General features: G+C 72.0%; 9 protein-coding genes. 6 read left to right on the top strand and 3 right to left on the bottom strand.

What is annotated here, in order from left to right:
- Positions 1 to 896 precede the first annotated feature (896 nt).
- Both IM725_RS02740 and IM725_RS02735 read left to right on the top strand, forming a co-directional pair.
- Positions 897 to 2,930: a DUF6600 domain-containing protein gene (locus IM725_RS02740; protein ID WP_193779041.1), complete on the top strand. Its 2,034-nt coding sequence runs from the start codon at positions 897 to 899 to the stop codon at positions 2,928 to 2,930.
- Between the two features lie 88 nt (positions 2,931 to 3,018).
- Positions 3,019 to 5,145: a DUF6600 domain-containing protein gene (locus IM725_RS02735; protein ID WP_193779040.1), complete on the top strand. Its 2,127-nt coding sequence runs from the start codon at positions 3,019 to 3,021 to the stop codon at positions 5,143 to 5,145.
- A 182-nt stretch (positions 5,146 to 5,327) separates the two neighbouring features.
- Here the strand turns inward: IM725_RS02735 and IM725_RS02730 are convergent, their stop codons facing one another.
- A complete protein-coding gene (locus IM725_RS02730) occupies positions 5,328 to 5,579 on the bottom strand; it encodes a hypothetical protein (RefSeq protein ID WP_193779039.1) in 252 nt (83 codons plus the stop codon).
- Positions 5,580 to 5,809: 230 nt separating this feature from the next.
- On the opposite strand from IM725_RS02730, the gene IM725_RS02725 reads away from it, so the two are divergent.
- A complete protein-coding gene (locus IM725_RS02725) occupies positions 5,810 to 7,303 on the top strand; it encodes an AMP nucleosidase (RefSeq protein ID WP_193779038.1) in 1,494 nt (497 codons plus the stop codon).
- Positions 7,304 to 7,336: 33 nt separating this feature from the next.
- Here IM725_RS02725 and asd read toward each other — a convergent pair whose 3' ends face one another.
- Positions 7,337 to 8,197 carry an archaetidylserine decarboxylase gene (gene asd, locus IM725_RS02720; protein WP_193779037.1) on the bottom strand — a complete coding sequence of 287 codons (861 nt, stop codon included), beginning with the start codon at positions 8,195 to 8,197 and terminating at the stop codon, positions 7,337 to 7,339.
- A 41-nt stretch (positions 8,198 to 8,238) separates the two neighbouring features.
- Between asd and IM725_RS02715 the strand changes: the two genes are divergently transcribed.
- Both IM725_RS02715 and IM725_RS02710 read left to right on the top strand, forming a co-directional pair.
- Positions 8,239 to 9,165 carry an ATP-binding cassette domain-containing protein gene (locus tag IM725_RS02715; RefSeq protein ID WP_193779036.1) on the top strand — a complete coding sequence of 309 codons (927 nt, stop codon included), beginning with the start codon at positions 8,239 to 8,241 and terminating at the stop codon, positions 9,163 to 9,165.
- On the top strand, positions 9,165 to 9,968 hold the full coding sequence (locus tag IM725_RS02710; protein WP_193779035.1) for an ABC transporter permease: 804 nt from the start codon (positions 9,165 to 9,167) through the stop codon (positions 9,966 to 9,968). The genes IM725_RS02715 and IM725_RS02710 overlap by 1 nt, the downstream gene beginning before the upstream one ends.
- A 22-nt stretch (positions 9,969 to 9,990) precedes the next feature.
- Here IM725_RS02710 and IM725_RS02705 read toward each other — a convergent pair whose 3' ends face one another.
- Entirely contained in the window at positions 9,991 to 11,640 is a 1,650-nt protein-coding gene (locus IM725_RS02705; RefSeq protein WP_193779034.1) for a GMC family oxidoreductase, read from the bottom strand.
- 86 nt (positions 11,641 to 11,726) lie between these two features.
- Here IM725_RS02705 and IM725_RS02700 point away from each other — a divergent pair, with 86 nt between their 5' ends.
- Positions 11,727 to 12,536, top strand: a complete 810-nt coding sequence (locus IM725_RS02700; RefSeq protein WP_193779033.1) for a crotonase/enoyl-CoA hydratase family protein — start codon at positions 11,727 to 11,729, stop codon at positions 12,534 to 12,536.
- The last annotated feature ends 17 nt before the right edge of the window (positions 12,537 to 12,553 follow it).

Genomic DNA, 12,553 nt, shown 5'->3' with positions numbered 1-12,553 from the left:
TCTTCCTCTACCCGCTACACCATGGCCGTTGCTTACGCTCAGGTTGCCCTGCTCATTTGAGCAGGGCGATGTATCGGGCTTACCTCGTTTCCTAAGGTGCCCATCTGGCTGGCAAGCCAGAAGATGGGGTTAGGGACGTTCTATCCGCCGCACGCCTTGGAGGAACGAGTCGTCGTTCATGACAGCCGACTCTCCACGTGTGCCATTTTGGTCTCGGAGCTCCGGTGATTGCGCACCGAAACAAGAGCAAGCTCCTGATGTTGACGACGGTTCTTACGAACGTTCAGTTCTCTTTCCCGTACCCTATACCGCGTCATCCCAGCACGGCTTGTTCCGCGCTTTCGCATACCTTCACAGGCAGTTACGTGCCCTCACGGGCACGGGATGGCTTTCCATGGCTCCGAACAGTTGGATTACTCCGGCTGCACGCATGGACGCAGTCACTTCGTTCCAGAAGTGGTTTCAGTAGAAGAAACAAGACACCTCAGGCGGTGTCGCCTTTAACTGGCCAGAGTCCAGTTTCACGCCCGTACAAATCTGCGTAAAGATTTGTAAAGCGTGTCTTTCAGACAACAGAATACCTGCCGTCAGGCCGGTTTTTGTTGTGAAGCCGCCCCGTGAGGGTGACTTCGGGCAGTTGTTTTGCCGGAGCAAAACCGCTGCCATCTGATGAACTTCCGCTAGGGAAGTTGACGTTCCTCCGAGGAGAAACGCTCTGGGTATAGGTCGTCTCGGGGACGACGATGAAGCGACTTCGAGTCGCACCATGAATCCATCATAGTGCCGCGTGGCGCGGCGACGGGCCCGCATGGGCGCCACCGGCTTACGCGCCATTACAAAGCTCGCGCGGCGGCAACACCTGCGCACCAGCTCAGGCGCTCTACTCGGTTGGACCCATGCCGATGACGATGACGGGGACACTGCGTTTGTTGCTGCTGCTGGGCGGCCTGGGCCTGGCCCTGGCCGCGCAGGCCGCCGACCCGCCTGCGCGGGTGGCCCGCCTGGGCGACACCGAGGGCGCCGTGAGCTTCGCGCCGGCGGGCGACGTGGAATGGGTGGACGCCCCCACCAGCCGGCCGCTGGTCGAGGGCGACCGCCTGTGGACCGACAAGGCCGCACGGGCCGAGGTGCAGGCCGGCTCGGCGATGCTGAGAATGGACGGGCTGACGCAGCTCGAGCTGCGCACCATGGACGACCGCGCGCTGCGCGTCGCCCTGCGCCAGGGCAGCCTGGCCCTGCACGCGCGCACCCTGGCCGAGGGCGAGAACCTGGAGGTGGACACGCCGCAGCTGGCCTGGCGCGTGGCCTACCCCGGCGACTTCCGCCTGGACGTCGACCCGGTGCACGGCACCACGCGCGTGACCGTGCTGGCCGGCGCCGGCACGGCCTATGGCGACGGGGGCGCGGCGATGCCGTTGGGCGGTGGCCAGCAGGTGGTCTTCAAGGGCCGCGCGCTGGCGGTGCTGGCGACGCGCGAATCGCCGCCCGACGACCCCTTCGACCGCTGGGTGGCCGAGCGCAACCGGCGCGAGGACCAGTCCGTGGCCGCGCGCCACCTGCCGCGTGAACTGGCCGGCTACCAGCAGCTGGACGACGCCGGGCAGTGGGTGCAGGACGCGACGCGGGGCCCGCTGTGGGTGCCCAACAGCGTGCCCGCCGGGTGGGCCCCCTTCCGCATGGGGCACTGGCGCTGGATCGCGCCCTGGGGCTGGACCTGGCTGGACGATGCGCCCTGGGGCTTCGCCACCTCGCACTATGGCCGCTGGACGCAATGGCAGGGGCGCTGGGCCTGGGCCCCGGGCCCGCTCACCCTGCGCCCGGTCTACGGCCCGGCCATGGTCGCCTTCACCGAACTGCCGGGCGGCGGCGCGGGCCGGGGCCTGGCCTGGTTCCCGCTGGCCCCGGGCGAAGCCTGGCAGCCGCCCTACGCGGCCTCGCAACGCTATGTGGCGGCCGCCAATGGCGGCCTGACGGCGCAGCCGGGCGCCCACGCCTGGCAGCGGCACCCCGACGCGGTGAGCGTGGCCGAGGGCGATCTGGGCCAGGCCCGGCCGCAGGCAGCCAGCGGGCTGCGCGTGGCCCTGGCCTCCCTGGTGGCGATCGCTTCGCCGCCGGCCCCGGTGGCCCTGCCCGCGGCGCCCGCTCCGGCACAGTCCGCGGCCCGGACGATGGGCGGGGCGCAGGCTTCTGCAGGGGCCAAGGCACCGGCCCAGGCCACCGCGGCGCTGCCTGCGCCGCCGCCTGAAAGATTGGGCAGCGCCGCGACCGCCCAGGCACAGGCCCAGCCGCCAGCACCGCCCCAGGCGCAAGCGCAAACGCAGGCACCGCCAGCGCAGCCCCAGCGCCAGGCGCAGGCGCAACCTCAGGCGCAAGCGCAAGCGCAAGCGCAACCGCAACCGCAACCGCAACCGCAACCGCAACCGCAACCGCAGCCGCAGGCGCAGGCGCAGGCCCGGACACAAGCCGAGCCGCCGCCAGCGCCTGCCCAGCCGTCCACACAGCAGGCCCAGGCCCAGCCGTCCCCTGCGGCGTCAGCCTCCGCCCGGCCTGCGTCGGGCGTGGCCGCGGGCAGCGCGGTGGCCCAGGCACCTGCGCAGCCTGTGGCGTCCGCCCCGGCGTCGCAAGCCCGGACCGCGAGCGCCTCCGCCCGGGGCAGTGCCGGCCGCGCGGGGGTGTCGCACCGCGGCGCGCGGGGCCGGGCGGCGCCCTCGCTGGCCCGCCGGCAGGCGCGCGAGCTGCAGCTGGCCCATGCCCGCCGCGCGGCGGAGCGGGACGCGGCCGCGCTGCGCCGCCAGCGCCAGGAGGCGGAGGCCCTGGCGGCCTGGCACAGGCACCAGCAGGCCGTGGCCGAGCAGTTCAAGCGCGACCAGCAGGCCTGGGAGCAGCGCCAGCGCGGCGTGCCCATCCTGCGCGCCGGGCCGCCCGGCTGAGCAGGGTGGCTGCATGATTTAACCTTGTTGACGCCGCCTTGACCTCCGGCGGCCGGCCTCGCGCGTTGAGTAGGAAGGAGGTCCTCCCATGGATGCCATTCTTCGCGGGTTCCGCGCCCTGGCGCGTCATTGGGTGGCGGTGCTCGTGCTCCTGCTGCCCGGCCTGGCAGCCCTGCCCGCGCAGGCCCAGGCCGATCCGCCCGCCCGCGTCGCCACGCTGACGGCCAAGCAGGGCGCGGTCGCCTGGGCGCCCGCCGGCGAGAGCGAGTGGCTGGACGCCACGCGCAACCGTCCCCTGACCCGCGGCGACCGGCTGTGGGTGGACGCGGGCGGCCGGGCCGAGCTGCATGCCGGCTCCGCCGCCCTCCAGCTCGATGGCCGCAGCCTCCTGGACCTCACCGACATCGATGCCGGCGTCGTCCAGGCCACCCTGGACCAGGGCAGCGCCATGGCCCGGGTGCGCCAGCTCGGCGCGGACGACAGCTTCGAGATCGACACGCCGCAGCTGGCCGTGCGGGCCGCGGTGCCCGGCGAATTCCGCATCGACGTGGACCTGGCGCTGCAGATCACGCGCGTGTCCGTGCGCAGCGGCGTGGTCACGGCCTACGGGGCCAACGGCGCCTCGCGCGAGCTGGCCGCCGGCGACCAGCTGGCCTTCACCGGCCGCGACCTGACGCTGGCGCTGGGCGTTGCCGCCCTGCTGGAGGACGATTTCGAGCGCTGGGCCGCGGCGCACAACCGTGACGAGGACCGGTCCATCGCCGCGCGCTACGTGCCGCGCACCGTGGTCGGCTATGCCCAGCTGGACCACTACGGCCGCTGGGCCCAGGACTCGACCTGGGGGCCGGTCTGGTACCCGGCCGTCACGGTGGTCGACTGGGCGCCCTACCGGTATGGCCACTGGGAATGGATCGCGCCCTGGGGCTGGACCTGGATCGACGACGCGCCCTGGGGCTTCGCCCCCTTCCATTACGGCCGCTGGGTGCAGCTGGGCCCGCGCTGGGCCTGGGTGCCGGGGCGGCTGGGGCCGCGCCCGGTCTACGCCCCCGCGCTGGTCGGGTTCATCGGCGGTGGCGGCTGGAGCCTCACGCTGCGCAGCGGCCCGGGCATCGGCTGGTACCCGCTCGCGCCCTGGGAGCCCTGGCGCCCCTGGTACCGCACGAGCACGGTGTATGTGCAGCAGGTGAACCAGGTCGTGGTGCTGCGCCGCGAGCCGCCCCATTTCCACCGCCCGCCGGGCTGGTTCTCGGCCATGCCCCTGCACGAGTTTGAGACCGGGCGGCCGGTGCCCGTGCGGCCGGCCGGGCTGGACCGGCGCGCCCTGCTGCAGGCGCCCCCGGCCCCGCCGCCCGTGGTGGCGGACGGCCGCCGCTTCGCCCTGGAGACGCAGCAGCGCGCCCCGCTGCGCGCGCCACCGCCGCCGGCCCAGGCCCTGCCGCCCCCCGTGGCGGTCCACCCGGTGCCTGCGCCGCTTCCGCGCCGTTTCGTCCCCGCGGTCCCGGGGGCCGGCATTGCCGTGCCAGCCGCGGGCCTGCCGCCGCAACCGGCCGGGCGCGCGACTGTGCCAGGCGCCGGCATGCCGCCCGGGACACCCCGGGACGCCCAGGCCGCGCAGCAGGCGCTGCGCCAGCAGCAGGAGCAGCAGCGGGCGCAGCAACGCGCCGAGCACGATCGCCAGGCGCAACAGGAGGCACAACGGGCACAGCAGGCGCAGCAGCGCGCCGCGCAAAGGGAGGGCCAACGCCAGCCGCAGGCGCAGCCCGGGCCGCAGGAAGACCCGCAGCGCGCAGCCCAGCGGGACAGCCAGCGCCAGCAGCAGGAGCAGCAGCGTGCGCAGCAGGAACAGCAACGCGCGGCACAGCAGCAGGCTGCGGCCGTCCGCAACGCGCAGCGGGAGCAGGCCCTGCGCCTGCAGCAGCAGGAGCGGGCGGCGCGCGAGCAGCAGCGCCAGCAGGCCGAGCAGCAACGCGCGGTCCAGCAGCAGCAACGCGCCCAGCAGGAGGCGCAGCGCCTGCAGCGCGAACAGCAGCGTGCCGTCCAGGAGCAGCAGCGCGCCATCCAGGCGCAGCAGCCTCCCCAGCAGCCCCAGGCACCGCAGCGCGAGCAGGTGCGGCCCGGGCAGCCCGAGCGGGATGTGCACAAGCAGATCCCCAGGCCCGTGCCGCGCCGGGACGAGCCCGGCGCCCGGCCTGACGACGGCGGCCGGCGCCCCTGAGGAGGCTGGGGCCGCCCTGCCGCTTTGCAGTTTGCGAAGGGCGGTCCCTGATCGAGACCCGCCCCAGACCGGTGGGACCGGCTTCGCGCCCTCGCACCTGCACAGCCTTGCAAAAACGCGAGGGGCCCCGTCGGGGCCCCTCGCGATGTGGGATGCGGGCTGCGCCTGGCCGCCCGGGGTGCTCAGTTCAGGCGGCGCGGCAGGCCACGGGTCGCACTGCGGTCCTCTTCCGGCGGCAGGTACACCGTGGTGCGGTCGATCTTGGCGTCGTAGGCGGCCAGCTCGGCACTGGCGCTGCGGATCACCGCCCGGTCCAGGGGATGGCACTGGCGCTGGCTCAGGCGGCCGAGCGCTTCCGACTTCTCGATCATTTCGCGCACGGCAGCGGGATCGGTCATCAGCGCAAAGGGATTGGCCATCGTCGTGGTGCTCATGGGGTGGACTCCTTGGTGTTCGTTGGGCGCAGGCTGACGCGGTTTCTTGGGTTTTTCCGGTGTTTTCGCGTGCGATCCGGGTGGAACGCAGTGCAAATCGCGGGCTGGGAACACTGTGGCCGCAAGCCAGTTTTTGTAACGTCATCTGTCGCCGTTACACCTTGTAGGACGCTGCCGCAGCAGCCCGCAGGCGTCACGGAGGCGGCTTGCGGGTGCTGCAAAATGGCCGCATGCCCCACATGCCGCCCTTCATCGCGCCCACGCGGCACACCGATCCCGAGAGCGCGCTGGCGCAGGTCCGGCTGATCTACAACCAGCAGATCGGCCACCTGCGCGAGGCCATGCAGCGCTTCGTGTCCGGCGAGGAGCTGCCCGGCCACGTGCGCGCCTGTTACCCCTTCGTGCGCATCCACACCGAGACGGTGGTGCGCCAGGCCGCGCTGGAGAACGCCGGGCTGAGCTACGGCTTCGTCGCCGGTGCCGGCCGCTACGAGACCACGCTCACGCGGCCCGACCTGTACGCCAACTACCTGCTGGAGCAGTTCCGCCTGCTGCGCCACAATCACGGCGTGGAACTGGAGGTGGGCACCAGCACCCAGCCCATCCCGGTGCATTTCTCCTTCGCCGAGAACGAGCACCTGGAAGGCAACCTGAGCGCCGAGCGGCGCATGCGCATGCGCGACGTGTTCGACCTGCCCGACCTGGAGGCCATGGACGACGGTATCGCCAACGGCACCTGGCAGCCGCGCGCGGGCGAGGCGCAGCCGCTCTCGCTGTTCACGGCCGCGCGCATGGACTATTCGCTGCACCGCCTGCGCCACTACACCGGCACGGCGCCGGAGTGGTTCCAGAACTTCGTGCTCTTCACGAACTACCAGTTCTACATCGACGAATTCGTGCGGCTGGGGCACGAGGCCATGGCGCGGCCCGACAGCGAATACACGGCCTTCGTCGAACCGGGCAACGTGGTCACGCGCCGGGCCGGCAGCCCGGTGGAGCCTGGCGATGCCTTCGGCGCCGTGCCGCCGCGGCTGCCGCAGATGCCGGCCTACCACCTGATGCGGCCCGGCCACGGCGGCATCACCATGGTGAACATCGGCGTGGGGCCCTCGAACGCCAAGACCATCACCGACCACATCGCGGTGCTTCGCCCGCACGCCTGGCTGATGCTGGGCCACTGCGCGGGCCTGCGCAACAGCCAGCAGCTGGGCGACTACGTGCTGGCCCACGCCTACGTGCGCGAGGACCACGTGCTGGACGAGGAGCTGCCGGTCTGGGTGCCCATCCCCGCGCTGGCGGAGATCCAGGTCGCGCTGGAGCAGGCCGTGGCCGACGTCACCGGCCTGCGCGGCGCCGACCTGAAGGGCATCATGCGCACCGGCACCGTGGCCAGCACCGACAACCGCAACTGGGAGCTGCTGCCGGGCAACGAGCCGCAGCGCCGCTTCAGCCAGAGCCGGGCGGTGGCGCTGGACATGGAGAGCGCGGCCATCGCCGCCAACGGCTTCCGCTTCCGCGTGCCCTACGGCACCCTGCTGTGCGTGAGCGACAAGCCGCTGCACGGCGAGATCAAGCTGCCGGGCATGGCCAACCAGTTCTACCGCGAGCGCGTGGACCAGCACCTGCGCATCGGCATGCGCGCGATCGAGCTGCTGCGCGGTGCCGGCACCCAGCGCCTGCACAGCCGCAAGCTGCGCAGCTTCGACGAGGTGGCGTTCCAGTAGGCCCGGGGCCGGGGCGCGCGGCCCGGCCCCGGGTCAGGCCGGGCCTGGCGCCCGGGCGGCCATGGCCATGGGCTCGCCCAGGCGGACCGGCCGCGTCGGCTGCCAGTCGGCGTTGAAGCTCACCACGCCGCGCGGGAACAGCATCACCACCGTGCTGCCGAGCAGGAAGCGGCCCATCTCCTGGCCCTTGGCCAGCCGGATGCCCTGGCCGCTGTAGTCCCAGCTGCGGATGTCGCGGCTGCGCGGCGGGTTCACCACGCCATGCCACACCGTGGCCACGCTGCCGACGATGGTGGCGCCCACGAGCACGTTGACGAAGGGGCCGTGCGCCGTGTCGAAGACGCAGACCACGCGTTCGTTGCGCGCGAACAGGCCCGGCACGTGGCGCGCCGTCAGCGGGTTGACCGAGAACAGGTCGCCGGGGATGTAGACCATGCGCCGCAGCACGCCGTCGCAGGGCATGTGGATGCGGTGGTAGTCCTTGGGCGCGAGGTAGAGCGTGGCGAAATGGCCATCGTCGAACTGCGCCGCCAGCGCCGCGTCGCCGCCGAGCAGGGCCCGCGTCGAGTAGCTGTGGCCCTTGGCCTGGAAGATCTGGTCGCGTGCGATCGGGCCGAACTGGCTGATGGCCGCGTCCACCGGGCAGACGAAGTCGGCCTCGGCGATGGGCCGGGCGCCGGCCTTCAGCGGCCGCGTGAAGAAGTCGTTGAAGCTCGCATAGCTCTCGATGCGCGGGTCGGCCGCCTCGGCCATGTCCACGCCGTAGCGGCGCACGAAGCGGCGCACCATCCAGGTGGTGAAGGCGCCCGCGCGCAGGCTGGCGATGCGGCCCATGAGCTGCGTCAAGAGACGCTTGGGCAGGAGGTATTGCGGCAGCACCGCGAATCGGGACATGCGCGCATTCTAGGGAGTGCGACACAATAGCCGCGAACCCCATGCCCTCCGCCCTGTTCGAAGCCCGCCACCTGTGCAAGCGCTACGGCGAGCAGCCCGTGGTGCAGGACGTCTCGTTCGAGATCGCGCCCGGCGAGTGCCTGGGCGTGATCGGCCCGAACGGCGCCGGCAAGACCACCACCCTGCGCATGTGCCTGGGGCTGACCGTGCCCGATTCGGGCGAGGTGCACGCCCTGGGGCTGCGCATGCCGCAGGATGCGAACGCGATCAAGGCCCAGCTGGGCGTGGTGAGCCAGTTCGACAGCCTGGACCCCGATTTCAGCTGCGCCGAGAACCTGCTCGTCTATGCGCGCTACTTCGGCATTGCGGCCCATGAGGCGCGGGCGCGGGTGCCGCGCCTGCTCGAGTTCGCCGCGCTCTCGCACAAGGCCGATGCCAAGCCGGGCGAGCTGTCCGGCGGCATGCGCCGGCGGCTCAGCCTGGCGCGCGCGCTGGTGAACGACCCCCGGCTGCTGCTGCTGGACGAGCCCACCACCGGCCTGGACCCGCAGGCCCGGCACCTGATGTGGGAGCGCCTGCAGCTGCTGCTGCAGCAGGGCAAGTCCATCCTGCTGACCACGCACTTCATGGACGAGGCCGAGCGGCTGTGCTCGCGCCTGCTGGTGCTGGACCATGGCCGCAAGATCGCCGAGGGCGCGCCGCGCGCGCTGATCGCCCAGTACCTGGAGCCCGACGTGGTCGAGGCCTACGGCGCCGGCGCGCTCGCGCTCGCCGGGGACCCGTCGCTGCAGCCCCTGGCCGCGCGCATCGAGCAGAGCGGCGAGACGGTCTTCTTCTACACCCATGAGGCGTTGCCCTTGCTGCAGGCGCTGGGCGCCCGTGCGCAGCTGCGCACCCTGCACCGCCCGGCCAACCTGGAGGACCTGTTCCTCAAGCTCACGGGCCGGCAGATCCGGGAGGACGGTTGATGCGCAATCCGCAGTCCGTGTGGCGCGTGCCGGACCTGTCCGGCCGCTGGTGGCCGGTGTTCATGCGCAACCTGCTGGTGTGGCGCAAGCTGGCCATTCCCAGCCTGGTCGGCAACATCGCCGAGCCGCTGATGTGGCTGGTCGCCTTCGGCTACGGCATGGGCGCGCTGGTGGGGCAGGTCCGGCTGGGCGGCACGCAGGTGCCCTACATCCTGTTCCTGGCCAGCGGCTCGATCTGCATGAGCGCGATGAACGCGGCGTCCTTCGAGGCGCTGTACTCGGCCTTCTCGCGCATGCATGTGCAGAAGACCTGGGACGGGATCATGAACGCGCCGGTCTCGCTGGACAACGTGGTGCTGGCCGAGATGCTGTGGGCGGCCTACAAGTCCATCTTCACCGTGACGGCCATCCTGTGCGTGATGCTGGCGCTGGGCATCAGCCACAGCCCCAAGCTCGCGGTGGCCTGGCTGGTGCTGGCGGCGGCGGGCATCACCTTCTCCAGCATCGCGCTGGTCTTCAACGCGGTGGCCAAGGGCTACGACTTCTTCACCTACTACTTCACGCTCTTTCTCACGCCCATGATGTTCCTGTCGGGCGTCTTCTTCCCGCGCGATCAGCTGCCGGCGCTGCTGCGCGCCGTCTCCGACTGGCTGCCGCTCACCAATGCGGTCGAGCTGGTCCGGCCCATGTTCATGGACCGGTGGCCCGAGCACCCGGTGCGCGGGCTGGTGGTGCTTGCGGTGTATGCCGTGGGCGCCTACTGGCTGGCCCTGGGCCTGACCCGGCGGCGCTTCCGCAGCTGAGCCTGGGCCCGCCGCCGCAGCCCTAGTGCGCCGCCGCCGGCTCCGCCCGTGCCGTGGCGGCGGCCGGGGCCGGTGCGCTGCCGCCCGCCGAGGCGCGGATCATCGCCGCCGCCTTCTCCGCGATCATGATGACCGGCGCGTTGGTGTTGCCGCTGGTGATCTCCGGCATGACGGAGGCGTCGACCACGCGCAGCCCCTGCATGCCGTGCACGCGCAGCTGCGCATCCACCACGTCCATGGGGTCCGGCCCCATGCGGCAGCTGCCCACCGGGTGGTAGATGGTGTCGGCGTGGTCGCGGATGAAGGCCTCGATCTCGGCGTCGCTCTGGGCCCGTGCCGAGACCGCCAGCTCGCGCCCGCCCAGCGAGGCCAGGGCCGGCTGCGACAGGATGCGGCGCATGATCTTGAAGCCGCGCACCAGGCGCGCGAGGTCGTCCGGGTCGCCCAGGAAGTTGGGGTCGATCAGCGGCGCGGCCAGCGGGTCGCGGCTGGCCAGGCGCACGCTGCCGCGGCTCCTGGGCCGCAGCACGCACGCATGGCAGGAGTAGCCGTGGCCGAAGGTGGTCTTGCGGCCATGGTCCACCAGCTTGCCGATCACGAAGTGCAGCTGCAGGTCGGGCCGCGGCTCGGACGGGTCGCTGCGGATGAAGCCGCCGGCCTCGGCGAAGTTGGTGGTGAGCATGCCGCTGCGGCTGCGCCGCCACTGCGCGATGCCGCGCAGTGCGTGCACCAGGCCGGTGGGCGACAGGCCGAACAGGTCCTTCAGGTGCGGCGCGTCCACCACCTGCACCACGTCCGGGTGGTCGTGCAGGTGCAGGCCCACGCCCGGCAGGTCGTGCACCACCGGGATGCCGTGGGCCTGCAGCTGGGCGCCCGCGCCTATGCCCGAGAGCATGAGCAGCTGCGGGGTCTGGAACGCGCCGGCGCTGAGGATCACCTCGCGCCCCGCCTGCAGGCTGTGCCGCTGGCCGCCTTGCAGGTACTCGACGCCGGTCGCGCGGCGGCCTTCGGTGAGCACGCGCGTGACGTGCACGCCGGTGATCACGCGCAGGTTGGGGCGCGAGAGCACGGGCGTGAGGTAGGCCTTGGCCGCGCTGAAGCGCTCACCGTTGCGGTGCGTCACCTGGTAGCGGCCCACCCCTTCCTGGATGGCGCCGTTGAAGTCGGGGTTGACCGGGTAGCCCGCCTGGCGCCCGGCCTCGACGAAAGTGCTGCTGAAGCGGTTGGGGCTGCGCAGGTCCATCACGTTGAGCGGGCCACCGCTGCCGTGGAATTCGTTCGCGCCGCGCTCGTTGTGCTCGGCCTGCTTGAACCAGGGCAGCACCTCGGCCCAGGACCAGCCGGGGTTGCCGCGCGCGGCCCAGTTGTCGTAGTCCTGGGGCTGGCCGCGCAGGTAGATCATCGCGTTGATGGAGCTGGAGCCGCCCAGCACCTTGCCGCGCGGCTGGTAGCCGCGGCGCCCGCCCAGGCCGGGCTGCGGCACGGTCTCCAGCCGCCAGCTGGCCTGGCCGCTCTTGGCCATCAGGGCCAGGCCGCCGGGGCAGTGGATGAGCACGCTGCGGTCCGGCGGGCCGGCTTCGAGCAGCGTCACCTTCACCGCGGGGTCCTCGCTCAGCCGCGCCGCGAGCACGCAGCCCGCCGATCCCCCGCCCACGATGATGTAGTCGACCATTCACACTCCAGTTGTCACCTGCGTGCGGTTGTACACCCGGGCGGCCTGCTGTAATTAGAGCGGAAACACCCAATCGAGGACACGCCATGGACCATCCCGAGACACCCGCCGAAGGCAGCATCCACTGCGAGGTGCGGGGCGAACTGCTGCTGGTGGGCATCAACCGCCCGGCCAAGTACAACGGCTTCACGCCGCGCATGTTCCGCGAGCTGGGCGAGGCCTACACGCGGCTGGACGACGACCCCGCGCTGCGCGTGGGCGTGCTGCACGCCTTCGGCAAGCACTTCACCGCCGGCCTGGACCTGCCCACCATCGCGCCTTCCATGCAGCGCGGCGAGAAGCTGGTGCGCCCCGGCGACGTCGAGCCGCTCAACCTGGGCACGCCCGGCTACCGGCGCCGCACCAAGCCCATGGTGGCCGCCGTCAAGGGCATCACCTACACCCTGGGCATCGAACTCATGCTGGCCGCCGACGTGGTGGTCGCGGCCGACGATTGCCGCTTCTCGCAGCTGGAGGTCAAGCGCGGCATCATGGCCACGGGCGGCGCCACGCTGCGCATGGCCGAGCGCGCCGGCCTGGGCAACGCCCTGCTGCACCTGCTGACGGGGGACGAGTTCGGCGCCGCCGAAGCCCTGCGCCTGAACTTCGTGCAGAAGGTGGTGCCTGCCGGCCAGGAGCTGGAGGAGGCCCTGCGCATCGCGCAGGCGATCGCGGCCCAGGCGCCGCTGGCCGTGGTGGCCACGCGCCTGAACGCGCTCAAGGCGGTGGAGGAAGGGCCCATCGCCGCCATGCAGGAGTTCATCGAGGTGCAGCAGCGCCTCTCGCGCAGCGAGGACGCGGCGGAGGGCGTGCGTTCCTTCGTCGAGCGGCGCGCCGCCCGCTTCCAGGGCCGCTAGCGGCAGTCCGCCGCAAG

This window comes from Ramlibacter aquaticus (genome assembly GCF_015159745.1).
Lineage (GTDB): Bacteria > Pseudomonadota > Gammaproteobacteria > Burkholderiales > Burkholderiaceae_C > Ramlibacter > Ramlibacter aquaticus.
Note: the sequence above shows the minus strand (reverse complement) of the source record. Positions and strands in the feature narration are given on the sequence as shown.

Excerpts from the sequence above, each read along its gene's own strand:
- IM725_RS02740 (WP_193779041.1), top strand. The coding sequence starts at position 897 with ATGCCGATGACGATGACGGGGACACTGCGTTTGTTGCTGCTGCTGGGC.
- IM725_RS02735 (WP_193779040.1), top strand. The coding sequence starts at position 3,019 with ATGGATGCCATTCTTCGCGGGTTCCGCGCCCTGGCGCGTCATTGGGTG.
- IM725_RS02730 (WP_193779039.1), bottom strand. The coding sequence starts at position 5,579 with ATGAGCACCACGACGATGGCCAATCCCTTTGCGCTGATGACCGATCCC.
- IM725_RS02725 (WP_193779038.1), top strand. The coding sequence starts at position 5,810 with ATGCCCCACATGCCGCCCTTCATCGCGCCCACGCGGCACACCGATCCC.
- asd (WP_193779037.1), bottom strand. The coding sequence starts at position 8,197 with ATGTCCCGATTCGCGGTGCTGCCGCAATACCTCCTGCCCAAGCGTCTC.
- IM725_RS02715 (WP_193779036.1), top strand. The coding sequence starts at position 8,239 with ATGCCCTCCGCCCTGTTCGAAGCCCGCCACCTGTGCAAGCGCTACGGC.
- IM725_RS02710 (WP_193779035.1), top strand. The coding sequence starts at position 9,165 with ATGCGCAATCCGCAGTCCGTGTGGCGCGTGCCGGACCTGTCCGGCCGC.
- IM725_RS02705 (WP_193779034.1), bottom strand. The coding sequence starts at position 11,640 with ATGGTCGACTACATCATCGTGGGCGGGGGATCGGCGGGCTGCGTGCTC.
- IM725_RS02700 (WP_193779033.1), top strand. The coding sequence starts at position 11,727 with ATGGACCATCCCGAGACACCCGCCGAAGGCAGCATCCACTGCGAGGTG.